The sequence below is a fragment of the Mycobacterium sp. 236(2023) genome (genome assembly GCF_029623955.1).
Classification (GTDB): Bacteria; Actinomycetota; Actinomycetes; order Mycobacteriales; family Mycobacteriaceae; genus Mycobacterium.
Genome location: NZ_JARSBP010000002.1, coordinates 59,468 through 84,820 on the forward strand (window position 1 = coordinate 59,468; position 25,353 = coordinate 84,820).

31 protein-coding genes are annotated in these 25,353 nt (G+C 68.1%); 27 read left to right on the forward strand and 4 right to left on the reverse strand.

From position 1 onward, the window contains the following. The first annotated feature begins 18 nt into the window (after positions 1-18). Positions 19-1,425, forward strand: a complete 1,407-nt coding sequence (locus P9A17_RS02715) for a glutamate-1-semialdehyde 2,1-aminomutase (RefSeq protein ID WP_278038577.1) — start codon at positions 19-21, stop codon at positions 1,423-1,425. On the opposite strand, the gene P9A17_RS02720 is transcribed toward P9A17_RS02715, so the two are convergent. Next, complete coding sequence (locus tag P9A17_RS02720; RefSeq protein WP_278037076.1) at positions 1,363-1,656, reverse strand: YciI family protein; 294 nt, start codon at positions 1,654-1,656, stop codon at positions 1,363-1,365. The two genes, P9A17_RS02715 and P9A17_RS02720, sit on opposite strands and share 63 nt — an antisense overlap. Continuing rightward, positions 1,653-2,456, reverse strand: a complete 804-nt coding sequence (locus P9A17_RS02725; protein WP_278037077.1) for a hypothetical protein — start codon at positions 2,454-2,456, stop codon at positions 1,653-1,655. The genes P9A17_RS02720 and P9A17_RS02725 overlap by 4 nt, the downstream gene beginning before the upstream one ends. Before the next feature lie 12 nt (positions 2,457-2,468). Between P9A17_RS02725 and P9A17_RS02730 the strand changes: the two genes are divergently transcribed. From P9A17_RS02730 to P9A17_RS02770, 9 genes are all read left to right on the forward strand, one after another. Continuing rightward, on the forward strand, positions 2,469-3,599 hold the full coding sequence (locus tag P9A17_RS02730; protein WP_278037078.1) for a Ppx/GppA phosphatase family protein: 1,131 nt from the start codon (positions 2,469-2,471) through the stop codon (positions 3,597-3,599). A gap of 28 nt (positions 3,600-3,627) precedes the next feature. Then, positions 3,628-4,770 (forward strand): hypothetical protein, encoded by a 1,143-nt coding sequence (locus tag P9A17_RS02735; RefSeq protein WP_278037079.1) that lies wholly within the window; start codon positions 3,628-3,630, stop codon positions 4,768-4,770. A 14-nt stretch (positions 4,771-4,784) separates the two neighbouring features. Continuing rightward, positions 4,785-5,630 (forward strand): sugar phosphate isomerase/epimerase, encoded by an 846-nt coding sequence (locus P9A17_RS02740; RefSeq protein WP_278037080.1) that lies wholly within the window; start codon positions 4,785-4,787, stop codon positions 5,628-5,630. Between the two features lie 13 nt (positions 5,631-5,643). After that, complete coding sequence (locus tag P9A17_RS02745) at positions 5,644-6,489, forward strand: thioesterase family protein (RefSeq protein WP_278037081.1); 846 nt, start codon at positions 5,644-5,646, stop codon at positions 6,487-6,489. A gap of 20 nt (positions 6,490-6,509) precedes the next feature. After that, positions 6,510-7,382: a pyrroline-5-carboxylate reductase gene (gene proC, locus P9A17_RS02750; protein ID WP_278037082.1), complete on the forward strand. Its 873-nt coding sequence runs from the start codon at positions 6,510-6,512 to the stop codon at positions 7,380-7,382. Between the two features lie 140 nt (positions 7,383-7,522). Then, positions 7,523-7,789: a helix-turn-helix domain-containing protein gene (locus tag P9A17_RS02755; RefSeq protein ID WP_278037083.1), complete on the forward strand. Its 267-nt coding sequence runs from the start codon at positions 7,523-7,525 to the stop codon at positions 7,787-7,789. Between the two features lie 151 nt (positions 7,790-7,940). Beyond that, positions 7,941-8,042 carry an AURKAIP1/COX24 domain-containing protein gene (locus P9A17_RS02760; protein ID WP_003402602.1) on the forward strand — a complete coding sequence of 34 codons (102 nt, stop codon included), beginning with the start codon at positions 7,941-7,943 and terminating at the stop codon, positions 8,040-8,042. Positions 8,043-8,071: 29 nt separating this feature from the next. Then, on the forward strand, positions 8,072-9,163 hold the full coding sequence (locus tag P9A17_RS02765) for an SDR family oxidoreductase (RefSeq protein WP_278037084.1): 1,092 nt from the start codon (positions 8,072-8,074) through the stop codon (positions 9,161-9,163). Between the two features lie 40 nt (positions 9,164-9,203). Continuing rightward, on the forward strand, positions 9,204-10,274 hold the full coding sequence (locus tag P9A17_RS02770; RefSeq protein ID WP_278037085.1) for a lysophospholipid acyltransferase family protein: 1,071 nt from the start codon (positions 9,204-9,206) through the stop codon (positions 10,272-10,274). Positions 10,275-10,293: 19 nt separating this feature from the next. On the opposite strand, the gene P9A17_RS02775 is transcribed toward P9A17_RS02770, so the two are convergent. Further along, entirely contained in the window at positions 10,294-10,833 is a 540-nt protein-coding gene (locus P9A17_RS02775; RefSeq protein WP_278037086.1) for a MaoC family dehydratase N-terminal domain-containing protein, read from the reverse strand. Between the two features lie 11 nt (positions 10,834-10,844). Beyond that, the gene (locus tag P9A17_RS02780) at positions 10,845-11,756 is read right to left on the reverse strand and encodes an HAD-IB family hydrolase (RefSeq protein ID WP_278037087.1); all 912 of its coding nucleotides are present in this window, start codon (positions 11,754-11,756) and stop codon (positions 10,845-10,847) included. A 39-nt stretch (positions 11,757-11,795) separates the two neighbouring features. Here P9A17_RS02780 and P9A17_RS02785 point away from each other — a divergent pair, with 39 nt between their 5' ends. From P9A17_RS02785 to P9A17_RS02865, 17 genes are all read left to right on the forward strand, one after another. After that, complete coding sequence (locus P9A17_RS02785; protein ID WP_278037088.1) at positions 11,796-12,050, forward strand: glutaredoxin family protein; 255 nt, start codon at positions 11,796-11,798, stop codon at positions 12,048-12,050. A gap of 88 nt (positions 12,051-12,138) precedes the next feature. After that, positions 12,139-13,506: a glutamyl-tRNA reductase gene (locus tag P9A17_RS02790; RefSeq protein WP_278037089.1), complete on the forward strand. Its 1,368-nt coding sequence runs from the start codon at positions 12,139-12,141 to the stop codon at positions 13,504-13,506. Positions 13,507-13,531: 25 nt separating this feature from the next. Continuing rightward, complete coding sequence (gene hemC, locus P9A17_RS02795) at positions 13,532-14,467, forward strand: hydroxymethylbilane synthase (protein WP_278037090.1); 936 nt, start codon at positions 13,532-13,534, stop codon at positions 14,465-14,467. Beyond that, a complete protein-coding gene (locus tag P9A17_RS02800; protein ID WP_278037091.1) occupies positions 14,464-16,188 on the forward strand; it encodes a bifunctional uroporphyrinogen-III C-methyltransferase/uroporphyrinogen-III synthase in 1,725 nt (574 codons plus the stop codon). The genes hemC and P9A17_RS02800 overlap by 4 nt, the downstream gene beginning before the upstream one ends. Before the next feature lie 17 nt (positions 16,189-16,205). After that, positions 16,206-17,186 (forward strand): porphobilinogen synthase, encoded by a 981-nt coding sequence (gene hemB, locus P9A17_RS02805; RefSeq protein WP_278037092.1) that lies wholly within the window; start codon positions 16,206-16,208, stop codon positions 17,184-17,186. After that, the gene (locus P9A17_RS02810) at positions 17,183-17,605 is read left to right on the forward strand and encodes a hypothetical protein (protein WP_278037093.1); all 423 of its coding nucleotides are present in this window, start codon (positions 17,183-17,185) and stop codon (positions 17,603-17,605) included. Before hemB ends, P9A17_RS02810 begins: the two co-directional genes overlap by 4 nt. A gap of 20 nt (positions 17,606-17,625) precedes the next feature. Next, positions 17,626-18,069 (forward strand): hypothetical protein, encoded by a 444-nt coding sequence (locus tag P9A17_RS02815; RefSeq protein ID WP_278037094.1) that lies wholly within the window; start codon positions 17,626-17,628, stop codon positions 18,067-18,069. Then, entirely contained in the window at positions 18,066-18,578 is a 513-nt protein-coding gene (locus P9A17_RS02820; protein WP_278037095.1) for a DUF3093 domain-containing protein, read from the forward strand. Before P9A17_RS02815 ends, P9A17_RS02820 begins: the two co-directional genes overlap by 4 nt. Beyond that, positions 18,575-18,829: a hypothetical protein gene (locus tag P9A17_RS02825; RefSeq protein WP_278037096.1), complete on the forward strand. Its 255-nt coding sequence runs from the start codon at positions 18,575-18,577 to the stop codon at positions 18,827-18,829. Before P9A17_RS02820 ends, P9A17_RS02825 begins: the two co-directional genes overlap by 4 nt. A gap of 104 nt (positions 18,830-18,933) precedes the next feature. Beyond that, positions 18,934-19,806, forward strand: coding sequence for an oxygenase MpaB family protein (locus P9A17_RS02830; RefSeq protein ID WP_278037097.1), 873 nt, complete (start codon positions 18,934-18,936; stop codon positions 19,804-19,806). Next, entirely contained in the window at positions 19,793-20,386 is a 594-nt protein-coding gene (locus P9A17_RS02835; protein WP_278037098.1) for a TetR/AcrR family transcriptional regulator, read from the forward strand. The genes P9A17_RS02830 and P9A17_RS02835 overlap by 14 nt, the downstream gene beginning before the upstream one ends. Before the next feature lie 42 nt (positions 20,387-20,428). Beyond that, the gene (locus tag P9A17_RS02840) at positions 20,429-20,767 is read left to right on the forward strand and encodes a hypothetical protein (RefSeq protein WP_278037099.1); all 339 of its coding nucleotides are present in this window, start codon (positions 20,429-20,431) and stop codon (positions 20,765-20,767) included. A gap of 91 nt (positions 20,768-20,858) precedes the next feature. After that, positions 20,859-21,320 carry a pyridoxamine 5'-phosphate oxidase family protein gene (locus P9A17_RS02845; protein ID WP_278038578.1) on the forward strand — a complete coding sequence of 154 codons (462 nt, stop codon included), beginning with the start codon at positions 20,859-20,861 and terminating at the stop codon, positions 21,318-21,320. After that, complete coding sequence (locus P9A17_RS02850; RefSeq protein WP_278038579.1) at positions 21,304-22,677, forward strand: cytochrome P450; 1,374 nt, start codon at positions 21,304-21,306, stop codon at positions 22,675-22,677. Before P9A17_RS02845 ends, P9A17_RS02850 begins: the two co-directional genes overlap by 17 nt. Positions 22,678-22,822: 145 nt before the next feature. Then, positions 22,823-24,121 (forward strand): glutamate-1-semialdehyde 2,1-aminomutase, encoded by a 1,299-nt coding sequence (hemL, locus tag P9A17_RS02855; protein WP_278037100.1) that lies wholly within the window; start codon positions 22,823-22,825, stop codon positions 24,119-24,121. After that, positions 24,118-24,723, forward strand: a complete 606-nt coding sequence (locus P9A17_RS02860; protein ID WP_278037101.1) for a histidine phosphatase family protein — start codon at positions 24,118-24,120, stop codon at positions 24,721-24,723. The genes hemL and P9A17_RS02860 overlap by 4 nt, the downstream gene beginning before the upstream one ends. Continuing rightward, positions 24,720-25,322 carry a TlpA disulfide reductase family protein gene (locus P9A17_RS02865; protein WP_278037102.1) on the forward strand — a complete coding sequence of 201 codons (603 nt, stop codon included), beginning with the start codon at positions 24,720-24,722 and terminating at the stop codon, positions 25,320-25,322. Before P9A17_RS02860 ends, P9A17_RS02865 begins: the two co-directional genes overlap by 4 nt. Positions 25,323-25,353: the final 31 nt, after the last annotated feature.

Sequence of the window (25,353 nt, forward strand, 5' to 3'; positions counted from 1 at the left end):
CAGCTCGACGGCCGCTGGGTGCCCGACGATCGGTTCGTCTCGCGCACACCAAGCTTCGCCCGTTCCCGGCAGCTGCAGCATCGGCTGCACGACATGGTCCCGGGCGGGGCGCACACGTATGCGAGAGGCCCCGACCAGTACCCGGAGTTCATGCCCGCCGTGCTCACGCACGGTGCGGGGTGCCACGTCTGGGACGCCGACGGCAACGAATACGTCGAGTACGGCATGGGGTTGCGGGCGGTCACGCTCGGCCACGGCTATCCGCAGGTGGTGGAGGCCGCGGCACGCGCCATGGCCGACGGCCTGAGCTTCAGCAGGCCGACCACGCTGGAAATCGCTGCCGCCGAGGACTTTCTGGACCTCGTACCCGGCGCCGAGATGGTCAAGTTCGCCAAGAACGGCTCCGATGCCACGACGGCGGCGGTGCGGCTCTCGCGCGCGGCGACCGGACGCGTGAAGGTGGCGATCTGCGATCAGCCGTTCTTCTCCACTGACGACTGGTTCATCGGGACGACAGCCATGGACGGTGGGATCCCTGCCGACCACGCGGCCGCGACCGTCCGGTTTCGATACAACGACCTCCCTTCGCTCGCAGCGCTTCTGGAGCCCGGGGATGTCGCTTGCGTGGTGATGGAGGCCGCGACGGCCACCGCGGAACCCGCCGACGGCTTCCTGCAGGGTGTGCGGGATTTGTGTGACCGAACCGGCACGGTGCTGGTGTTCGACGAGATGATCACCGGATTCCGTTGGGCCGCAGGCGGAGCCCAGACCCTGTACGGCGTGACGCCCGACTTGTCCTGCTGGGGGAAGGCGATGGGCAACGGCTTTCCCGTCTCGGCGCTGGCGGGCCGGCGCCGCTTCATGGAGTTGGGCGGACTGCGGGCCGAATCGGACCGGGTGTTTTTGCTGTCGACCACCCACGGCCCGGAAACCGCGTCGCTGGCCGCTTTTCGGGCCGTTGTGGCTGCGTACCGCACCGGGGATCCGGTCGCCAGGTTGGAAGGTGCAGGGCGGCGGCTGGCCCGCGGCGTCACCGAAGCCGTCGCTGCGGCGGGGCTGTCCGATTACGTGCGGGTGACGGGGCGTCCGTCGTGTCTGGTCTTTGCGGCCTGTGACGCCGATCGCGCGCCGTCGCAGGCCTATCGGACGTTGTTCCTGCAGGAGTTGATGCGCCGCGGGGTGCTCGGTCAGTCGTTCGTGACGTCGGCCGTCCACAGCAACGACGACGTCGACGCGACAGTGGAGGCGGTGCGCGGAGCGCTGACGGTCTACGGGTATGCCATCGAGGCGGGCAGTGTCGGCGGTCTGCTACAAGGTCGCCCTGTCGCGCCGGCGATCCGGCGCACGGCCTCGCCGAGGGCGCTAGCCCGTCGTGCCGCCCATGATCTCGGCCACCTCGAAAGTGTTGACGCCGGCCAGCACTGACGGATCCGCTTCACCGATCGCGAGCACCTCGGCGCGGTCGCCGGCACGCACCACGCCCAGACCCCACACCCCTTCGGGGTCGGCGACGGGACCGTAGACCACGACGCGACCCGCGGCGAGCAACTCCTGCCAGTACTCCATGTGGTCGGCCATCGCCTGCTGCTCCGGTTCGGTCATCGTCTGCGCGAAGTCGGCGCGCGGCGGAATCAGCCGGAACAGGAAGAGGTTCATTCGGCCGCGCGCGTTGCAGGATGTACTGCGATGAGCCCTAAACCGCTGCGGCGCCTGCACATAGCGGCCAGCTCCGAGTACGCCTTGTCGCCGAGCAGCTCGGTCAGTTCGGGCCCGTAGGACTGCCACACCGGCTTGGCGCCGACGTGGGCGGCCGGATCGCCGGTGCAGTACCAGTGCAGATCGGCGCCGCCCTCTCCCCAGCCACGGCGGTCATATTCGGTGATGGTGGTCTTGAGAACCTGGGTGTCGTCGGGCCGGGTGATCCATTCCTGGGTCCGGCGGATCGGGAGCTGCCAGCACACCTCGGGTTTGAGGGTCAGCGGCTCGACGCCGATCTTGAGCGCCTTGCTGTGCAGCGCACAGCCGATACCGCCGGACCAGCCGGGACGATTGAGAAAGATGCAGGCGCCCTTGTACTTTCGCGTGCGCAGGTTCGGCTTGTCGTCATATTCGTCCATCTCGAGATAGCCCTTCCTGCCCAGGCCTTTCTCGCGGTACTGCCAGTCCTCGGCGGTCAGCATCTTGACCGCGTCGTCGAGCTGGGCGCGATCGTCGTCGTCGGACAGAAACGCGCCGTGCGAACAACATCCGTCGTCCGGCCGGCCCTCGACGGTGCCCTTGCACGCAGGTGTCCCGAACACACAGGTCCACCGTGACAGCAGCCATGTCATGTCGGCCGCGATCAGGTGCTCGGGGTTGTCGGGGTCGTAGAACTCCACCCATTCGCGGGCGAAATCCAACTCGACCTCACCGGGATGCGTTGGGGATGCACTCACAATTTTCCACGGTAGACCCATTAGGTTGGTTGAGTGCGATTAGGCGTGCTCGACGTGGGCAGCAATACCGTCCATCTCTTGGTGGTGGATGCTCGTCGCGGTGGTCACCCGACCCCGATGAGTTCGACGAAGGCGTCCTTGCGGCTGGCCGAGGCGATCGACGATTCCGGGAAGCTCACCCGGCGTGGTGCCGACGCACTGGTCGGCACCCTCGACGAGTTCGCGCGCATCGCGACGAGTTCGGGATGCGCGGAGTTGATGGCGTTCGCGACCTCCGCGGTGCGCGACGCCAGGAACTCCGAAGATGTGCTCGCCCGTGTGAAGTCGGAGACGGGCGTGGAGCTGAAGGTGCTCAGCGGAGTGGACGAGTCGCGGCTGACGTTCCTCGCGGTGCGCCGGTGGTACGGCTGGAGCGCCGGCCGGATCATCAACATCGACATCGGCGGCGGCTCCCTCGAACTGTCCAGCGGCGTCGACGAGGAACCCGATGTGGCCCTGTCGCTGCCGCTCGGCGCGGGCAGGATGACGCGCGAATGGCTGCCCGACGATCCGCCGGGGCGCCGACGCGTCGCCATGTTGCGCGACTGGCTGGCCAACGAGATGGGCGACGCCGCTGCTGCGATCACCGAGGCGGGCAGCCCGGACCTCGCCGTCGCGACGTCCAAGACGTTCCGGTCGCTGGCGCGGCTCACCGGCGCCGCGCCGTCGGGAGCCGGCCCGCGCGTCAAGCGCACGCTGACGGCAACGGGTCTTCGGCAACTCATAAATTTCATCTCTAGGATGACCGCGGCTGACCGAGCGGAATTGGAAGGGGTGAGTGTCGACCGGGCTCCCCAGATCGTGGCGGGCGCTCTGGTGGCGGAGGCGAGCATGAAAGCACTCGGCATCGAGAGCGTCGACATCTGTCCATGGGCGTTGCGAGAAGGGCTCATTCTGCGGAAACTCGACAGTGAGGCCGACGGCAGCGCTTTCGTCGGCGGAGCTGACAATACGGCCGGCGTGGGTGGCGCCGACAATCCGGCGAAGGTCGGCGGTGCCGACAATCCGGCGAAGGTCGGCGGCTCCGGCAAATCAGGCAAAGTGAGCGGAGCGGACAAATCAGCCAAGGGCGGCGCAGGAGATTCGGCCTCACGGCTGATGTCCGTGCGCAATGCTGGACGGTGAAGCGGCGAGGCTCGAAGGCAACGAGACAATGACTGACGACAGCAACAGCAACACGCGGCCGATTTCGGTCGCCGAGCTGCTGGCCAAGAACGGCACGATCGGTGCACCGCCGGTCGGCGGCAGACGCCGTCGACGGCGGGGTAATGCCGATGCGGTCACCGTCGCCGAGCTCACGGGCGAGATCCCGATCATCCGGCCCGACGATCCGCCGCCGGTCGCACCACCCGTCGTCCCGGAGGCCGTCGACGACGTCTATGTCGACGAGGCCCCTGAAGAACCCGGCGACTCCCTCGAAGAGGCGGAGACGGCTGCCACGAACGGCGAAGTCGACCACGTCGCGGAACCGGAGACCGACGAGGTCGTCGAGGAGACCGACGAGAGCGCCGAGGCTGAGGCCGAGGAACCGGCTGAGGCCGAGGAACCGGCTGAGACCGATGAGACCGCCGACGAGGTCGATGAGGCCGCCGAGCCCACGGATGAGGTCGAGACCGAGCGCACGGATGAGACCGACGATGACTACGCCGACGCGGTCGCCGCGTACTCGGCGAAGATGCAGCAGCGCGGTACCGATGTCGAGACATGGACTCCGGACGCCGTCGGTGGGAGCGTCGACGACGTCGAGGTGACCGATGAGCTCGACGAGCCGGTCGACATCGAGGCACTCGACGTCGAAATCGCCGTCGACGAGGACGCCGAGTCGCTCGGCGACGACTCCGTCGGCACCGATGACGACCGGGACGAACTTCCGTCATACCTGCGATCCACCGAGGAGCCGCTGTTCGGTGGCCAGTCCGTCGCCGACGAGCTGATCCAGCGCGGGGGACGTGCCTCCCTGGACGAGGACCGCGACGAGGATCGTGGCGAGGACGAAGACGACCTGGATGACGAGCCGGACGAGCCCCGTCAGATGTCGTCGCTGGTCCACGGCCTCTGGATCGTTGGGCAGAGCATCGTCGCCGTCGTCTTCGGCGCAGGTCTGTTTGTTGCCTTCGACCAGCTGTGGAAGTGGAACAACATCGTCGCGTTGGTGCTGTCGGTGCTCGTCATTCTGGGCCTGGTGGTCGGTGTGCGCGTGGTGCGCAAAACCGAGGACATCGGCAGCACCCTGATCGCCGTCGCGGTCGGTGCGCTGGTCACGCTCGGACCGTTGGCGTTGCTGCAGTCGGGCTAGGGCAGCCCGCCCCGGTGCGCCCCGCAATCAAGGTCGGCCTTTCGACGGCCTCGGTCTACCCGCTGAAGACCGAGGCCGCGTTCGAGGCCGCCGCGAAACTGGGTTACGACGGCGTCGAGCTCATGGTGTGGGCCGAGGCGGTCAGCCAGGACATCGATGCGATCGAGGCGATGTCCAGGCGTTACGACGTGCCCGTGTTGTCGGTTCACGCGCCGTGTCTGCTCATCTCGCAGCGGGTGTGGGGCGCCAATCCCATCCCGAAGCTGGACCGCAGCGTGCGCGCCGCCGAGCAGCTCGGCGCGCAGACCGTCGTCGTCCATCCGCCGTTCCGTTGGCAACGTCGCTACGCCGAAGGATTCAGCGACCAGGTGGCCGAGTTGGAATCCACCAGCGACGTGATGGTCGCGGTGGAGAACATGTTCCCGTTCCGGGCCGACAGGTTCTTCGGGGCCGGGCAGACGTCGATCGAGCGGATGCGTAAGCGCGGGGGAGCGCCGGGGCCCGGCATCTCGGCGTTCGCGCCGTCGTACGACCCTCTCGACGGCGGGCACGCGCACTACACGCTCGACCTGTCCCACTCCGCAACCGCGGGCACCGACGCGATCGACATGGCCAGGCGCATGGGTGAGGGTCTCGTGCACCTGCATCTGTGTGACGGCAGCGGCGCCTCCCACGACGAGCACCTGGTGCCCGGCCACGGCACGCAGCCCACCGTGGAGATCTGCGAGATGCTGGCCGCGAGCTCGTTTGCGGGTCATGTCATCCTCGAGGTCACGACCTCCGGCGCGCGCAACGCCGCCGAACGAGAGGCGTTGTTGTCCGAGTCGCTGCAGTTCGCCAGGGAGCATCTGCTGCGCTAACGCGAGGATGTGCATGACGAGCTCCACGCTGTTCACCGATGCGATGGCGCTGACATCCGCCGGGGACGGGGTCTATCGAGGCCTTCTCAACGAGCATTGGACGATCGGGCCGAAGGTGCACGGCGGCGCCATGCTGGCGCTGTGCGCCAACGCCGCGCGGACGGAGTTCGACGAGCCGGGGGTCGAACCGATCGCCGTGTCGGGAAGCTTTCTGTGGGCCCCGGACCCGGGGCCCATGGACGTCGTCACCGCCGTCCGCAAGCGGGGTCGGCGGGTCAGCCTCATCGACGTCGAGTTGCGCCAGGGTGACAGGACCGCGCTGCGCGCCGCGATCACGATGGGGACGCCCGAACACAACGTTCCGCCGCTGCTGTCGGTCAACCCGGTCGTGCCCCTGATGACGCCGGAGCCGCCGCCCGGTCTGGAGCCGATCGGGCCGGGCCACCAGATGGCCGACATCGTGCACCTGGCGCACGGTTGCGACATCCGGCCGTCGTTGACGTCCTTCAACCGTCGTTCCGACGGAGGACCGCGCACGCGAGGAGCAGAACAGCAGATGCCGGTCATCGAGTACTGGGTGCGCCCGAAGGGGGTGGCGCCGGATCTGTTGTTCGCGCTGTTGTGCGGCGATGTGTCGGCCCCGGTGACGTTCGGCGTCAACAGGTTTGGCTGGGCGCCCACAGTGCAGCTGACCGCCTATCTGCGGGCGCTGCCCGCCGACGGCTGGCTGCGGGTGATGTGCACGGCCACCCAGATCGGTCAGGACTGGTTCGACGAGGACCACGTCGTCGTGGACTGCGAGGGGCGCATCATCGTGCAGACCCGCCAGTTGGCGATGGTGCCCGCTCTGGAGTCCTGACCCCGTGCCATGCTTTTGACATGGCCAGAATCGCGATCATCGGTGGCGGCAATATCGGCGAAGCCTTGCTGGCGGGGCTCCTGCGTGCCGGCAGACAAGTCAAAGACCTCGTGGTCGCGGAGCGCTATCCGGAGCGCGCGAAGTTCCTCGCCGAGAAGTACTCGGTGCGGGTGACGTCGGTGTCCGACGCGGTCGACGCGGCCACCTACGTCGTCGTCGCGGTCAAGCCCAACGACGTCGGCAACGTCATCGGTGACATCGCCGACACCGCCGCCCGTGCCGAAAGTGATGCCGCCGAACAGGTTTTCGTGACCGTGGCCGCCGGCGTCAGCACGGAGTACTACGAGAACAAGTTGCCCGCGGGTTCGCCGGTGGTCCGCGTCATGCCGAACGCCCCGATGCTCGTCGGCGGCGGCGTCAGCGCCGTCGCACCCGGCCGGTTCGCCACGGCCGAACACGTCAAGGAGGTCGCGAGCCTGTTCGACGCCGTGGGCGGTGTGCTCACCGTGTCGGAGTCGCAGATCGACGCCGTCACCGCGGTGTCGGGTTCGGGGCCGGCCTACTTCTTCCTGATGGTGGAGGCGCTCGTCGACGCGGCCGTGGAATCGGGCCTGACGCGCTCTGTGGCGACCGATCTCGTCGTGCAGACGATGGCGGGCTCAGCCGCGATGCTGCTGGAGCGCCTCGACGAAGCCGGGCAGCCCGGTGGGTCGACGAACGGGGTGGCCATCGACACCTCGGCGGCGCAGCTGCGGGCCACGGTCACCTCGCCGGGCGGCACCACCGCCGCTGGTCTGCGGGAACTCGAGCGGGGTGGTTTGCGAGCAGCGGTGGCCAACGCCGTGGAAGCCGCGAAAAAGCGCTCTGAGCAGCTCGGAATTACATCTGAGTAGTTCATCAATTTGGAACGGATTACCCCACACCCGTCGCAGTAACCCCACCTGCCACGCTATTCTCCCAGTGGTAAGCACGGGTCCGGTGCCAGCGGTGGGGAAGCCGCTGGAACTGCCCGGGCCTGATGGATTGGGTTGCGATGACGTCTATGAACGGGCCATCTTCGCGGGATTCCGCTGGCGGGAAGGCGGCGCGCGATGCCGGGCAGGGAAATGCCGGTGACGCGCCTCGGGCTCAATTCCTCACCGTCGCCGAAGTGGCGAGTCTGATGCGGGTCAGCAAGATGACCGTGTACCGGTTGGTGCACAACGGGGAACTGCCCGCCGTTCGCGTGGGGCGTTCATTCCGCGTGCATGCCAAGGCCGTCCACGACATGTTGGAGAGCTCGTACTTCGACGCGGGGTAAACCTGGCGGTCTGTCGGCGGCTGATTTCTCCTTACGCAAGCGTTCGTCGGCGGACGGCGGATTTCTGCCTCGGGATGGTCGCCCGGTAATGTGACCGGTCGAGATTGTCACCGGTCGAGTTTGTCGAAGAAACACTTAGGTAGCGGAGTTCATGGGTTCTGTCATCAAGAAGCGGCGCAAGCGCATGTCGAAGAAGAAGCACCGCAAGCTGCTTCGTCGCACCCGGGTGCAGCGCAGAAAACTCGGCAAGTAGGTCCGACGCCTCGTCGCTAGGCTGTCGGGATGGATTCTGAGGGTCGGTCCGGGGGAGGCGCCGACGCAACGGACGCCCTGAACTATCCGAAGGTTGTTCTGGTCACCGGCGCGTGCCGGTTCCTCGGCGGATATCTGACTGCGCGGCTTGCGCAGAACCCGCTGATCAACCACGTGATCGCGGTCGACGCCGTCGCGCCGAGCAAGGATCTGTTGCGCAGGATGGGTCGCGCGGAGTTCGTCCGCGCCGACATCCGAAACCCGTTCATCGCGAAAGTCATCCGCAACGGCGAGGTCGACACCGTCGTCCACGCCGCTGCAGCGTCGTACGCCCCCCGTTCGGGTGGGCGGGCGACGCTCAAGGAACTCAACGTGATGGGCGCGATTCAGCTGTTCGCGGCGTGCCAGAAGGCGCCGTCGGTGCGGCGGGTCATCCTCAAGTCGACGTCCGAGGTCTACGGGTCCAGTGCGCGTGATCCGGTGTTGTTCTCCGAGACCAGCAGCCGGCGCAGGCCGCCCGCGGAGGGCTTCGCCCGCGACAGCATCGACATCGAGGGTTACGCGCGCGGCATGGGGCGGCGCAGGCCCGACATCGCGGTGACGATCCTGCGCCTGGCCAACATGATCGGTCCCGCGATGGACACTGCTCTGTCGCGCTACCTGGCCGGTCCGGTGGTGCCGACCGTCGTCGGCCACGACGCCCGGCTGCAGCTCCTGCACGAGCAGGACGCGCTCGGTGCGCTGGAACGCGCGACGATGGCAGGCAAGGCCGGCGCGTACAACATCGGGGCCTCCGGCGTCATCATGATGAGTCAGGCGATCCGGCGATCGGGCCGGCTGGCGCTGCCCGTTCCGCGGTCGGCGCTCGTGGCCGTCGATTCGCTGTGGCGGGCGGCCCGCAACACGGAACTGGATCGCGAGCAGCTCGACTATCTGAGCTACGGGCGCGTCATGGACACCGCCCGGATGCGCAATGATCTCGGGTACACGACGAAGTGGACGACGGCCGAGGCGTTCGACGACTACGTGCGCGGCCGCGGGCTGACACCGATCGTGGACCCCCGCTGGATACACGCTGTGGAGAATCGCGCGGTAGCGGCGGCACAGCGCTGGGGACGGTAGACTCATCGCTCAGCACCGGGTGGGGGAAGAGGGTAAAAGAGTGGCGGGCGAGCCGAGAGCCAAAGTCATTCCGCTGCACGGTAATTCAGGCCGTGGAGCGGCTCAGCGTCGCGCGGCGGCGCAGCGTCTCGACGGCGGGGCCCGTCATCCGTCTCTTCTGACCGACCCGGGAAGCCGCGCATCCGCCGAACAAATCGCCGCCGTCGTTCGCGAGATCGACCAACGACGCGGTGCCGCATCCGGTACCGGCATCGAGGCTGCCGAGCCCAACGAACTCGCGCAGCGCATCGCGGCCGTCGCCGAATTCATCCGCAAACGGATGATGGGCGAGTACACCGTCGACGAGTTCGGCTTCGACCGTCACCTCACCGACGCAATCTTCCTGCCTTTGCTGAGAGTCCTCTTCAACTCCTGGTTCCGGGTTGAGGTCAGCGGCATCGAGAACCTGCCGGACGACGGTGCCGCCCTCATCGTCGCCAACCATGCGGGTGTCCTGCCGTTCGACGGATTGATGACCCAGGTCGCCGTCCGTGACGAGCATCCCGCCCATCGCGACCTGCGGCTGCTGGCCGCCGACCTCGTGTTCGACATGCCGGGCGTCGGGCAGGCGGCCCGTAAGGCCGGGCACACGATGGCGTGCGCCGACGACGCGCACCGGCTCCTGGCCGCGGGCGAGCTGACTGCGGTCTTCCCCGAGGGCTACAAGGGCCTGGGTAAGCAATTCAAGGACCGGTACAAACTGCAGCGGTTCGGACGTGGTGGTTTCGTGTCGGCCGCGCTGCGCACCAAAGCGCCCATCGTGCCGTGCTCGATCGTCGGGTCCGAGGAGATCTACCCGATGATGGCCGACGTCAAGCTGTTGGCACGGCTGCTGAGCCTGCCGTACTTCCCGGTGACGCCCCTGTTCCCGCTCGCCGGTCCGCTCGGCATCGTGCCGCTCCCGTCAAAGTGGTACATCCAGTTCGGCGAGCCGATCGACACCGCGGACTACGACGAATCAGCCGCCGAAGATCCGATGGTCACGTTCGACCTGACCGACCAGGTGCGCGAGACGATCCAGCAGACCCTCTATCAACTGCTGGCCAACCGCCGTAACACCTTTTTCGGCTGAGCGCGCAGGGCTTACGCAGTTAGTCGGTCTTCGCGGTTTGCCGAGCAAGCATCTGCTTCATGGCCGCGTCGCGCTTCGCAGCGATCTGCGCGGTGAGCTCGTCGGCCTCGTCGTCATGAGCGGCCTCGCCCATGACGGTGACGATGCTGGTGATCACCGGTTCACCGTTGTCGTCGGTGACCTCGCCGCGGACCTCGGTCAGCACCGCGCCGTGCGACTCGGTCACGGAATCGAGGTACGAATCGAACCAGAGCTTGTCGCCCGCCACGATCGGCCGGTGGAACACCAGCTTCTGGTCGCGGTGCAGGACCCGCTCCATATTGATCGGGAGGTCGAACTGGTTGAAGATCTCCTGCTGCACGCGGCGGCCGGCCACAGCCATGAAGGTCAGTGACGCGATCAGCGCCTCCTGACCGCACTCCCGCGCAGCTTCCTCGTCGTAGTGCGCGGGGTGGTCGTCCTTGACCGCCCGTGCGAATTCGCGGATCTTCTCCCGGTCGACCTGGAAGTAGTCGGGATACCGGTAGTGAGTTCCGATGATCTCTTCAGCGATACCCATGGGGCGCGAGCCTACTTGTCTCTGCGTGACACGGCCGCTGCCAGGGCCCCTCCGATGGCGCCCAGCGCGAGCGCCGACGGCACCCCGATGCGTGCCGCCTTGCGCGCGGTCCGGAAGTCCCGGATCTCCCAACCCCGCTCCCTGGCCAGGTCGCGCAGGTCGGCGTCCGGGTTGATGGCCACAGCGGTGCCGACCAGCGACAGCATCGGCACATCGTTGAAGCTGTCCGAATATGCGGTGCAGCGGCGCAGGTTGAGGCCCTCGCGGATGGCCAGGGAGCGCACCGCATGCGCTTTTCCGGAGCCGTGCAGGATGTCGCCGACCAGCCTGCCGGTGAACACCCCGTCGATCGATTCCGCGACGGTGCCGAGTGCGCCTGTCAGGCCCAGCCGCCGCGCGATCGTGTCGGCCAGCTCGTACGGCGTCGCGGTGACCAGCCACACCTGCTGGCCCGCGTCGAGGTGCATCTGGGCCAGCGCCCGGGTGCCCGGCCAGATCTTGTCGGCGATGATCTCGTCGTAGATGTCCTCGCCGAGCTCGACCAGCTCAGCCGTCGACCGGCCCTCGATGAAGGACAGCGCCTTGCGCCTTCCGGCGGCGACGTCGTCGCTGTTCTCCCGCCCGGTCAGCTGGAACTTGGCCTGGGCGAAGGCGAACCGGGCCAGGTCCTGATAGGTGAAGTAGTCCCGGGCGGCCAGGCCGCGGGCGAAATGCACCAGGGATGACCCGTGCACCAACGTGTTGTCGACGTCGAAGAACGCGGCCGCCGTCAGATCGGGCGGAGGTGGCGGCGGACCGTCCAGCTCACCCAGCGGGCCGTCGGAACCGGAGAGGCCCTCGGACGCGGCTTCGGCGCTGGCTTCGCCGGCCAATTCCTGCGCCCCGGTCTCGGGACCGAACGCAGCTCCCCCGGTGTCGGACACGGCTACAACATTAGGTCACCACGGCGCGATACTGGCGGGGTGGACCGACGGGTGGAGCTGCTGACACGTGAGGGCTGTTCGATGTGCGCGGCCGCGGGAGCGCAGCTTGCGCAGCTGGCGGGCGAGCTGGGGTTCGAGCTGGCTGTCACGGATGTGGATGCCGCCGCCGCGGCGGGCCGGAACGCGCTGCGGGCCGAGTACGGCGATCGGCTTCCCGTTGTGCTTCTCGACGGGGCCGAGCACAGTTATTGGGAAGTCGACGAAGCCCGGCTGCGGGCCGACCTCGCCGTCTGAGGACGCCCGTGCCCACATTGAGAGCAAATTTGGTAGACCAGCTGGTAAACGACTACCTTGAACCTGTGCTGACCGTGGTGAGGAAGCCATGAGCGTCCTGCTTTTTGGCGTTTCGCACCGCAGTGCGCCGGTATCCGTGTTGGAGCAACTGAGCACGGACGAATCCGACCAGGCCAAGATCATCGCCGAGGTGCTCCAGTCCTCGCTGGTCACCGAGGCCATGGTCCTGTCCACCTGCAACCGCGTGGAGATCTACGCCGTCGTCGAGGCATTCCACGGCGGCCTGTCGGTCATCGGGCAGGTGCTCTCGGAGCATTCCGGCATGTCGCTGCAGGATCTGACCAAATACGCCTACGTCCGCTACGCCGAGGCCGCCGTCGAGCACCTCTTCGCCGTCGCCAGCGGGCTGGATTCGGCCGTCGTCGGGGAGCAGCAGGTGCTGGGCCAGGTCCGGCGGGCCTACGCCTCCGCGGAGTCCAACCACACCGTCGGCCGCACGCTGCATGAGCTTTCGCAGCGCGCCCTGGCCGTCGGCAAACGGGTCCACTCGGAGACCGGCATCGACGGCGCTGGCGCGTCTGTGGTGTCGGTCGCGCTGGCCACCGCCGAGAAGAAGGTGGGCTCGCTGGCGGGCCGCAGCGCGGTGGTCGTCGGTGCCGGATCCATGGGTGCGCTGGCCGCCAAGCAGCTGATGCGCGCCGGTGTGGAACGCATTCACGTCGTCAACCGCAGCCTGCCCCGCGCCAAGCGGCTCGCGGAGAACATCCGCGGCCACGGCGTCGCGGCCGAAGCGTTCCCGTTCGACCATCTGCCGCCGCTGCTCACCGACGCAGACATCGTCGTCACCTGCACCGGAGCCGTCCGTCCCGTCGTGTCGCTGGCCGACGTGCACCGCGGCCTGGCCTCGGTCCGCGAGCCCAAGCAGCTGGTGATCTGCGATCTCGGCATGCCCCGCGACGTCGACCCGGCGGTCGCCGGCCTGCCCGGCGTCTTCGTCGTCGACATGGACCGCATCCTGCGCGAGCCGTCGGCGAAGGCGGCGACGTCGGACGCCGACGCCGCGCGCACGATCGTCGCCGCGGAAGTCGCCAACTACCTGGCCGGACAGCGGATGGCGGAGGTCACCCCGACCGTCACGGCGCTGCGTCAGCGCGCCGCCGACGTCGTCGAAGCGGAGCTGCTGCGTCTCGACAACCGTTTGCCGGGTCTGGAGGCCACGCACCGTGACGAGGTCGCCAACACGGTGCGCCGGGTCGTCGACAAGCTGCTGCACGCGCCGACGGTGCGCGTCAAGCAGTTGGCGAGCGCACCGGGCGGCGACAGCTACGCCGAAGCGCTGCGCGAGCTGTTCGAACTCGACCAGCACGCCGTCGACGCGGTTGCCGCGGGTGAGCTCGGACCCCTTCCAGGCAATGAAATCAGTTCTCTCACAATCGATCTCGACAAGACCGAGTAACGCTCGGTCTGCGGAAAGTCACCACGTGATTCGTATCGGCACCAGGGGAAGCCTGCTTGCCACCACCCAGGCGGGCGTGATCCGCGACGCGTTGACCGCAGCCGGCCACGACGCCGAGTTGCTCATCGTGTCCACCGAGGGGGACCGATCGGACGCTCCGATCGCCGAGATCGGTGTCGGAGTGTTCACCGCGGCGCTGCGCGAGGCCATCGCAGACCGCTCCGTCGACATGGCGGTGCACTCGTACAAAGATTTGCCGACAGCGGTGGACCCGCGCTTCGTGATCGCTGCGATACCGGTGCGCGCGGACGCTCGCGACGCCTTGGTGGCCCGTGACGGATTGGTGCTCGGAGAGTTGCCGGCGGGTTCGGTCATCGGCACCTCGTCGCCGCGGCGGGCGGCACAGCTTAAAGCACTGGGTCTCGGTTTGGAAATCCGCCCCCTACGAGGCAACCTAGATACCAGGTTGAACAGGGTAAGCAGCGGTGATCTCGACGCCGTCGTCGTCGCCCGGGCGGGATTGGCCCGCATCGGTCGCCTCGACGCAGTCACCGAGACGCTGGAACCGGTACAGATGTTGCCGGCGCCGGCGCAGGGGGCTTTGGCAGTCGAGTGCCGTGCCGGTGATACGGCGCTTGCGGAACTGTTGGCGACACTCGATGACGCCGACACCCGGGCGTCGGTCACCGCAGAGCGAACCTTGCTGGCCGAACTGGAGGCGGGTTGCTCCGCACCGGTGGGCGCGATCGCAGAGGTGGTCGAGTCGATCGATGAGGACGGCCGAGTCTTCGAAGAGCTGTCGCTGCGCGGCTGCGTGGCGACGCTGGACGGATCCGATGTGATCCGTGCGTCCGGCATCGGGACACCCGATCGGGCACGAGAGCTAGGGCTCTCCGTGGCCGAGGAGCTATTCGAGCTGGGGGCGCGCGATCTGTTGGACGAACGCGGGAGAGACATATGAGCTTGCGAGGACGCAAGGGCAAGCCCGGCCGCATCACGTTCGTCGGCTCCGGGCCCGGTGACCCGGGTCTGCTGACGGCGCGTGCCCGCACGGTGCTTGCCAACGCCGCCCTGGTGTTCACCGATCCCGACGTGCCTGAAGCGGTGCTCGCCCTGGTGGGCTGTGAGTTGCCGCCGCCGTCGGGACCCCTGCCACCGGTCGCTGCCGGAGCGGCTTCGAAGCCGGCTGCCGACGCGGCGCCCAAGCCGGCCGACGCAGCGGCCAGACAGGACGATCAGGCCGACAAGCCGGCCGACGCGGTCGCACCTGCCGAGGACGCCGTCATCCCTGGCGGCCCCGATGTGCGGCCCGCCCTCGGTGATCCGGCCGAGGTCGCCAAGACGCTGGCCACCGAGGCGCGCACCGGCGTCGACGTCGTGCGGTTGGTCGCCGGTGACCCGCTGTCGGTCGACTCGGTGATCACCGAGGTCAACGCGCTGGCCAAGACGCAGCTGACGTTCGAGATCGTGCCCGGCCTGCCGGACACGTCGGCGGTGCCGACCTACGCGGGGCTGCCGCTGGGCTCGGCGCACACCGTGGCCGACATCCGCGGCGACGTCGACTGGGCCGCGCTGGCCGCGGCACCGGGACCACTGATCCTGCACGCGACGGCGTCGCGCCTGCCGGACGCGGCCCGCACGCTGATCGAGTACGGCCTCGCCGACTCCACGCCTGCCGTGGTGACCGCCAACGGCACCACATGCCAACAGCGTTCGGTCGAGACGACGCTCGCCGGGCTGCTCGACAAGGCGACGCTGGCGGGCGCCGAACCGGCAGGACCGCTGACGGGCACGCTCGTCGTGACCATCGGCCGCACCGTCGCCAACCGGGCCAAGCTGAACTGGTGGGAGAGCCGCGCCCTGTACGGGTGGACGGTGCTGGTGCCTCGCACCAAGGACCAGGCGGGCGAGATGAGTGATCGCCTCGTCGGCCACGGCGCGCTGCCCATCGAGGTGCCGACCATCGCGGTCGAGCCGCCCCGCAGCCCGGCCCAGATGGAAAGGGCCGTCAAGGGTTTGGTGGACGGCCGGTTCCAGTGGGTGGTGTTCACGTCCACCAACGCCGTGCGTGCGGTGTGGGAGAAGTTCAACGAGTTCGGGCTCGACGCCCGCGCGTTCTCCGGGGTGAAGATCGCGTGTGTCGGTCAGGCCACCGCGGAGAAGGTGCGCGCCTTCGGGATCAACCCCGAGTTGGTGCCGACCGGTGAGCAGAGCTCACTGGGCCTGCTCGACGAGTTCCCGCCGTACGACGACATTTTCGATCCGGTGAACCGCGTGCTGTTGCCGCGTGCCGACATCGCGACCGAGACGCTGGCCGAAGGTCTGCGCGAACTCGGTTGGGAGATCGAGGATGTCACCGCGTACCGCACCGTGCGTGCTGCTCCGCCGCCGGCGCACACCCGCGAGATGATCAAGACCGGTGGTTTCGACGCCGTGTGCTTCACCTCGAGCTCGACGGTGCGCAACCTGGTCGGCATTGCGGGCAAGCCGCACGCCCGTACGATCGTCGCCTGCATCGGCCCCAAGACTGCCGAGACCGCAGCCGAATTCGGCCTGCGCGTCGATGTGCAGCCCGAGGTCGCCGCGGTCGGTCCGCTTGTCGAGGCGCTGGCCGAGCACGCCGCGAGGCTCCGCGCCGAAGGGGCGTTGCCGCCGCCGCGGAAGAAGAGCCGCCGCCGCTAGCCGAGGAGCTGCCAAAAGTGGGGTTCCCCCGACACCGCCCCAGAAGGCTGCGGACCACTCCGGCGATGCGCCGGCTTGTCGCCCAGACTTCTTTGGAGCCAAGGCATCTCGTTCTGCCGATGTTCGTCGCCGACGGTATCGACGCGCCCCGCGACATCGCCTCCATGCCGGGCGTCTATCAGCACACCCGGGACTCGTTGCGCCGCGCCGCCGCCGACGCGGTCGCCGCGGGCGTCGGCGGGTTGATGCTCTTCGGGGTGCCCAGGGACGAGGACAAGGACGCCACCGGCAGCGTGGGTGTCGACCCGGACGGGATCCTCAACGTCGCGTTGCGCGATCTCGCTGAGGACCTCGGCGACGACACCGTGCTGATGGCCGACACGTGCCTCGACGAGTTCACCGACCACGGCCACTGCGGTGTGATCGACGCGGCGGGTCGCGTGGACAATGACCAGACCAATCGTCGCTACGTCGAACTTGCTGTGGCGCAAGCGCATTCCGGTGCACACGTGGTGGGTCCGAGCGGCATGATGGACGGTCAGGTGGCCGCGATCCGCGACGGGCTTGACGCTGCCGGGCACGCCGACACGGCGATCCTGGCCTACGCCGCGAAGTTCGCCTCCGGCTTCTACGGTCCGTTCCGGGAGGCGGTGGCCTCCAGCCTGCAGGGCGATCGCCGTACCTACCAACAGGATTCGGGCAACTCCCGCGAAGCGCTGCACGAGGTCGAGCTCGACATCGACGAAGGCGCCGACATGGTGATGGTCAAGCCCGCGATGTCCTACCTCGACGTGGTGCGGGCAGCCGCCGACATCTCACCGGTTCCCGTTGCCGCGTACCAGGTGTCGGGGGAGTACTCGATGATCACGGCCGCGGCGGCCAACGGCTGGATCGACCTGCGCACGGTGGCACTCGAAACGCTGACCGGGATCCGGCGCGCAGGCGCCGACATCGTGCTCACCTACTGGGCCGCCGACGCGGCGCGCTGGCTGTCGTGACGGGCCCGAGTCAACCACCGGACAAACCGAAGAGACCCGAGGACGTCGACACGGGATTCTGGCTGTGGGTCCTCTCGCTGCCGTTGATGTCCGCGGCCTACGTGCTCGACCTGGTCACAGTGCAGAAGCATCCCAACGCCTTCGTGCTGGCCATCGCGCTGATCTTCGTCGTCATCGTGTCCGCGGTGGTGCTGACGTTCATGTTCCTGATGCGGCAGGGGTATCGGTGGGCCCGCACGCTGCTGACCGGCGGCGCGATCGCGGTCGTCGTCTATTCGGTGTCGAGTTTGTTCAACGTGGAGCGGCCCGACACGCTCGCCGTCGTTTTCGCCGCGCTGGTGATCGTCGGTTCGGTGCTGGCCGGCGGCGGGACGTACCTGCTGCACCGCAAGGACTCCCACGAATTCTTCGCCCGCTGATTCGTTACGCTGGCCCGATCATGACCGCACCGACGCCGCCGAGCAGGCCACGCATCGTCGATCTCGCGTTCTGGTGCTTCATCGGCGGTGCGGTGATCATCATCGTCGGCGGCTTGATGGCCGCCACCGCCACCTATGAGGCGGCCAGGGGTGCCATCCCGGACACCGTGTCCGATGACCAGGTGCGCAGCTACCTCACCATCTACCGGTACAGCGGTATCGGCTCGGTGGTCGTGGCGGGTGCGCTCGCCTTTCTCGCAGGCCGCGCCCGCGGTGGTGACCCTCGTTTCCGGTTGGCCACCCTCGCGCTGGCGTTCGCGATGGTGGTGGTCATCGGCATGCTGGCGCTCGGCGTCGGTGTCGCCCAGCCGCTGATCCTGCTCGGTCTGCTCCCCGTCCTCATCGGCACCGTGCTGTTCGTCCAGCCGTCGGCGCGACTGTGGTTCCAGGAGGAGAAGGCGTGACAGAGCCGGCCGCAGGGTCCGCGAACCCCGCCGAGACGGCCGAGGTGCTGTTCCGCGAACAGGGCGCGAGCTGGCTGTGGGTGCTGGCGGGACCAGGTGCCGGCATCGCGATGGCGCTGATCCAGCTCTCCGCCGGCTACGGCATCCAGTGGGTGGTGCCGGCACTGTTCTTCGTGTTGGTCTCGGGCTTCCTGGCGATCCAGGTGAAGGCGGCCCGCATTCACACGTCGGTGGAGCTGACGACCGAGAGGCTGCGCCAGGGCACCGAGGTCACCCGGATCGACGAGATCGTCCGGATCTATCCGGAGGCGAGCGGGTCGGAGACGCCGAAGTGGCAGTACGCTCGCGCGCTCGGTGAGCTCACCGGCGTTCCGCGCGGTCGTACGGGTATCGGGGTGCGCCTCACCAACGACCGGACGGCGCAGGCCTGGGCGCGCAAGCACCACCAGTTGCGTGAGGCGCTGACCAACCTGGTCGAGGAGCGCATCCCGCCGGAGCCAGCGTCGTGACCTCTCGGCGCGCGGTCATCGAACTCGTCGTCGCAGCCGTCGCGGCGCTCGGCTGTGTCCTTGCTTGGGTCAACGCCAGCGCCGACGTCGTCGTCGAGCCTGTGGTCGACGGTGAGCCGTCGACGATGTCGCAGGTCTACTACGCGCCGATGCTGACGCTGTCGCTGCTGCTGGCGACCGTCGCGGGGGTGTTCGCCGTCGTCGGGATCGCGCGCCTGCGCCGCGGCGTCGCGAAACCGCCAACGCGGTAGTCCTGTGCGCCGCGTGACTACCGCCGTGGCGCTCTCGCGAAATGTCTGTGGGCCTCGCCACAACCACGTTGGTACAAAGTTCGGAATCTGTAACACTGTTGCGTATGACCGAGTTGGCGCAGCAGCCCGAGCATTTGGATGACGCCCTGCCCCTAGGGCCGCAGTCCCTGGTGTGGCGGTGGTTCGGCGACAACCGCATGTACCTGATCGGCCCGCGGCCGGCGGTGCTGCAGAACATGCTCGCCGAACTCGGCCAGGGCGTGTACGACCACTCGACGTTCTTCGCCGACACCGCCGAGCGCCTGCGCCGCACGATCCCGCCGATCTTCAACACCGTGTACGGGTCCGACGAGGACAACGCGGGACTCCAGGTCCGCGACTTCCACCATCACGTCAAGGGCGTGATGCCGGACACCCAGGGAGGAGAGGCGGGCCGCTACCACGCTCTCGATCCGGAGACGTACTTCTGGGCGCACGCGACGTTCGTCGAGCAGATCTACTACTTCGCCGACACGTTCGTGAAGCGCCTGACCGACGAAGAGCGCGAGCAGATCTGGCTCGAGTCGAAGACGTGGTACCGCCGCTACGGCGTCAGCGACCGCGTCATGCCGGCGACGTACGCCGAGTTCGTCGAGTACTGGGACCGGATGATGGAGCAGGTCGTCGTCGCGCACCCGTCGGCCAAGTACGGCGTCGGCTATGTGACGAAGGGCTTCCCGAAGCCCAAGGCCGTCCACCCACTCGTCTGGAAGCTCGTCGCCCCCGTCTTCAACCCGGCCGCGGCGTTCCTGACCACCGGAGGCCTGCCGCCGAGGGCACGCCAGCTGCTGGGCCTGCCCTGGAGTGACAAGCAGGAACGCCGCTATCAGCGGTTCGCCGCGTTCTGGCGCACGCGGCCGGTGAACTGGGTGTGGGACCGTCTTCCGATGAACGTGCGTTACAGCGGTTACGCCGTCAAGGGCTATGCCAGGGGCTGACGCGGCGACCACTCACATCCTCGACGCCGCCGTCGTCGAGTTCGAGCGGCACGGCTTCCGCCGGGTCGCGCTCGAGGACGTCGCCCGTCGCGCCGGTGTCAGCCGCACCACGATCTACCGGCGCTTCGCCAACAAGGACGAGCTCGTCGGCGCGGTGATCGAGAGGGAGAACGTCGCGCTGTTCGCCGACATCGCAACCGAGCTGAAACAGGCTGGGCCGCAGTCGAATATGTACGTCGAAGCCTTCACGCTGTCGATACTGAAGTTCCGCAGGCACCGGGTGCTGCACCAGATGATTGTCGAGGAGCCAGGTCTCGTGCTGCAGCTCGCGGCGCTCTATCACCGCGCCGCGATCGAGCGGATGGCCGAGGCGCTTCGGGTGATCTTCCCGCCGGGATTTGCCGAACGCATCGGCGCCGAGGCGGTCGACGACCTCGCCGACTGCATCCTGCGCTACGCAGCGATGGTGCTGCTGCTGCCGAGCGCGCAACCGCTGGAGACGGCCGACGACATCCGCGCGTTCGCGCGGCGGCATTTTCTGCCCAGTCTTCCGATGAGTGTGCGAACCGTCCCCGCATGACGTCGTGTTTCGCAGGTCACACTTTCGGGCAGCCCGCTAGCCATGGCTACGAATGAACAGACTCAGCAACGTCCGTCCGGAGACAAACCCGACGTCGAGCTCGAACACGTCACCGAGACACCCGACCCCGACGAAGCGAACCTCACCGAGAAACCCGAGGTCACAGAGGAACACAAGGAAGCGGCGAAGAAGATCGCCGAGGCCTACGACGACGATCATCTGCAGACCAGCACGCTGCCCGGCAGCAGTGGCACAGTCTCGGGAACCGCAGTCACCGAGTGGGTCGACGACGAGGACAAGGGCAAGATCGAAACCTCGGCGGACGAGGGAAACATCGAGTACCGCAACACCGAGGAGTTCAAGAAGAAGCTCGAGGAGTAATTGCACGCCCCGCCGCGGGCTGCGTTTGCTTAATCTAGAACCTGTGTCAGTGCCTGATCAGCTGCATCGCACCGCGGCCGCCTTCGTCGACATGGCGCACTCCATCGTCTGGGCGTCGGTCGCGACTGTCGACGGCGACGGCAGGCCCCGCACCCGCATCCTGCACCCGATCTGGGAGTGGGACGGTACCGACCTTTTCGGCTGGATCGCCACGGTGCCGACGCCACTCAAGCGCGACCATCTCGCCGTGCATCCGGACGTGTCGGTGAGCTACTGGACGACCACCCATGACACCTGCTCCGCCGAATGCCTGGTCGAGTGGTACACCGACGACGACACGTGCGCCGCGGTCTGGGACAAGTTCGCCACGGGCCCGGAGCCCGTCGGCTATGACCCGTCGATCATCCCGATGTGGAAAGACGGACCCGCCTCTGACGAGTTCGCCGTTCTGAGACTGGCGCCGTACCGCCTGCGCGTGATGCCCGGGACCGTGATGACCCGTGGTGAAGGCGCCGTGCTGACGTGGAGTGACCACAGTGGTCGCCGGGACTGACTCCGACGTCGGCGCCCTGAGCTTGGCGCCCAAGAACCCACTGCCCTACCGGCGGCTGTTGCAGCTGGTCCGCAAGCTCGACACCGGGCAGCTGTCCGTCCGGGCTGCCGGCGGCCCGATCACGCGCGTTCAGGTTGCTCCGAAGTGGCTGTTCCCGCCGTTCGTGGCGGTGTTCTCGCCCGAGGGCGTCCGCGACGTGCTCGGTCGTAACGACTCCTTTTCGGAGCGGTGCATCGTCCACGAAGAGGTGCGGGACACGGCGGGCGACAGCCTGTTCGTTCTGCCCAACGAGCCGTGGCGTCCCCGCAAGCGCGCGTTGCAGCCGGTGTTCACCCGGCAGAACGTCCGGTTGTTCGGCGGCCACATGTCGAAGGCGGCGCAGAGGTTCGTCGATGCCTGGCCCTCGGGCGGGGATGTCGATCTCGACCTCGAATGCCGCCGCATCACGATGCAGTCGCTGGGCCGATCCGTTCTCGGGGTCGACCTCAACGACAGCGCCGACGTCATCGCCGAACACATGCACGTGGCGTCCGGCTACACCGCCGACCGGGCGTTGCGCCCGATCAGGGCGCCGCGCTGGTTGCCGACACCGGCGCGCAGACGGGCCGCAGCCGCCGTCGCCGCGATGCGCAAGGTCACCGCGGACATGCTTCAGGCGTGCCGCGACGACCCGGAACGGGACGCGCCGCTGGTGCGTGCGCTGATGGACGCCAAGGATCCCGAGACGGGTCTCGCGCTGTCCGACGACGACATCTGCAACGACCTGCTCATCTTCATGCTGGCCGGACACGACACGACGGCGACGGCGCTGACGTATGCGCTGTGGATCCTCGGTCACCACCCGGACGTGCAGCGTCGCGTCGCCGACGAGGTGGCAGCGATCGGTGACCGGGAGCTGGAGCCGGCTGACATCCCGAAGCTGGGCTACACGATCCAGGTGCTGCACGAGGCGCTGCGGCTGTGCCCGCCCGCGGCAGGTGTCGGACGGCTGGCTGTCCGCGACATCGACGTCGCCGGGTACCGCGTCGAGGCGGGCACGCTGGTCGCCGTCGGGATCTATGCGCTGCACCGCGACCCCGACATCTGGCCGGACCCGGACCGTTTCGACCCGGACCGGTTCAGCCCGGAGAACACCGCCGCGCGGGATCGCTGGCATTTCCTGCCGTTCGCGGGCGGGGCGCGGTCGTGCATCGGTGAGCACTTCGCCCGGCTGGAGACGGCGCTGGCGCTGGCGACGGTCGTCCGCAGTTTAGAGGTGCGGTCGCTGGACGCGGAGTTCGCGGTGGACGTGCCGTTCACGACGGTCGCGCACGGCCCGATCCGCGCACAGGTCACCCCGCGCTCTTTACCGCGGTAGATCCGACGTCGAGATCCGACTTCTGCAGACGAAGTGCGAGAAGCGGGCTGCAAAAGTCGGGTTTCGTGGTCAGGCGCCTCGGCGTGGCCATCCGCCTCCTACACCCTGTAGTTGACGCTTTTGACCCGGCTGGGACACTGGTCGCATGAGCAGTACCGACCTGTCCGCGAAGCTGTTCGCCGACGCGTCCTCCGTCATCCCCGGCGGGGTCAACTCTCCGGTGCGCGCCTTCAACTCCGTCGGCGGTACGCCCCGGTTCATCACGTCGGCCAAGGGCTACTGGCTCACCGACGCCGACGGCAACCGCTACGTCGACCTGGTGTGCTCGTGGGGGCCGATGATCCTCGGCCACGCGCATCCGGCTGTCGTCGAAGCGGTGCAGCGGGTCGCGGCCGACGGCCTGTCGTTCGGCGCCCCGACCCCGTCGGAGTCGGAGCTGGCGCGCGAGATCATCGACCGCGTCGCGCCCGTCGAGCGGGTCCGGCTGGTCAACTCCGGCACCGAGGCGACGATGAGCGCGATCCGGCTGGCCCGCGGGTTCACCGGGCGCCCCAAGATCGTCAAGTTCTCCGGCTGCTACCACGGCCACAGCGACGCGCTGCTCGCCGACGCCGGGTCCGGGGTCGCGACGCTCGGCCTGCCGTCCTCGCCCGGTGTGACGGGTGCTGCCGCGGCCGACACGATCGTGCTGCCGTACAACAACGTCGCCGCCGTCGAAGAGGTCTTCGCGCAGTTCGGCGACGCGATCGCCTGCGTCATCACCGAGGCCAGCCCCGGCAACATGGGCACGGTGCCGCCGCTGCCCGGCTTCAACGCCGAGCTGCGCCGGATCACCTCCGCCCACGGCGCTCTTTTGATCGTCGACGAGGTGATGACGGGCTTCCGTGTCAGCCGCGCCGGCTGGTACGGCGTCGACCCGGTCGACGCGGACCTGTTCACGTTCGGCAAGGTCATGAGCGGCGGCCTGCCCGCCGCGGCATTCGGCGGTACCGCCGAGGTGATGGGCCGGCTGGCGCCGCTGGGGCCGGTGTATCAGGCGGGCACGCTGTCGGGGAACCCGGTCGCGATGGCCGCGGGGTTGGCGACGCTACGGGCCGCCGACGACTCGGCGTACGCGAAGCTGGATGCCAACGCCGGCCGACTGGTTGGGCTGATCGGCGATGCGTTGACCGAAGCCTGTGTCGCGCACCAGATTCCGCGGGCAGGCAACATGTTCAGCGTTTTCTTCGGCACCGAACCGGTCACCGACTTCGCGTCGGCGAAGGCCACCGAGACGTGGCGATTCCCGGCCTTCTTTCATGGCCTGCTCGACGCGGGGGTCTACCCGCCGCCGAGCGCCTATGAAACCTGGTTCGTCTCAACAGCTCTCGACGACGACGCGTTTGACAGGATCGCCACCGCCCTGCCGGGTGCGGCGAAAGCTGCGGCGCAGGCCACCGCATGACCAGCACGATCGTCCATGTGATGCGCCACGGCGAGGTGCACAACCCGGAGAAGATCCTGTACGGCCGGCTTCCCGACTATCACCTCTCCGAGCGGGGTCAGGCGCAGGCCAAGGCCGTCGCGGACTGGCTCGCGTCGCGTGACATCACCTACGTGGTGGCTTCGCCGCTGGAGCGCGCACAGGAGACCGCCGCCCCGATCGCCGCCCACAAGGGTGTGGCGGTCAACACCGACGCCGAGCTGATCGAGTCGGAGAATGTCTTTCAGGGACAGAGGGTTTCACCCGGCGACGGCGCACTGCGCGACCCTCGCAACTGGTGGCATCTGCGGAACCCGCGCACGCCGTCGTGGGGCGAGCCGTACTCGCAGATCGCGGCCCGGATGAAAAGGGCGGTGTTCCGGGCGCGTGAAGCTGCCGACGGCCACGAGGCGATCTGCGTCAGCCACCAGCTTCCGGTCGAGACGCTGCGCCGCGCCATGACCGACAAGCAGCTGCACCACTTTCCGACGCGGCGCATGTGCAACCTCGCATCGGTGACGTCGTTCTACTTCCACGACGAAACCTGCGTCGGCTGGGGATATTCGGAGTTGGCCGGGCAGTGATTCGGGTAGTGGCCCTGGCGCGCACGCTGGTCGCAGCGTGCGCGGTCGTGGCCGTGGTCGCCGGATGTTCTACCGGCAGTGACGCTGTCGCGCAGGGCGGCACGTTCGAGTTCGTCGCGCCCGGCGGGCAGACCGACATCTTCTACGACCCGCCGGCCGACCGGGGGATCCCGGGACCGCTGTCCGGGCCCGACCTGATGGACACCGACAAGACCATCTCGCTGGATGACTTCGGCGGCAAGGTCGTCGTCATCAACGTGTGGGGGCAGTGGTGTGGGCCGTGCCGCACCGAGATCGGCCAGCTGCAGCAGGTCTACGACGCCACCCGCGACCAGGGGGTGGCGTTCCTCGGAATCGACGTGCGGGACAACAACATCGACGCGCCACGCGACTTCATCGTCGACCGCGGCATCACGTTCCCGTCGATCTACGACCCGCCGATGCGCACGATGATCGCCTTCGGCGGGCGCTACCCGACGACGGTGATCCCGTCGACGGTGGTGCTCGACCGGGAGCATCGGGTGGCCGCGGTCTTCCTGCGCGAGTTGCTCGCCGAGGATCTCCAGCCGGTGGTCGAGCGGTTGGCGGCCGAGCAGTGAACGTCGACCAGATCGACCAGCTGACCGCAAC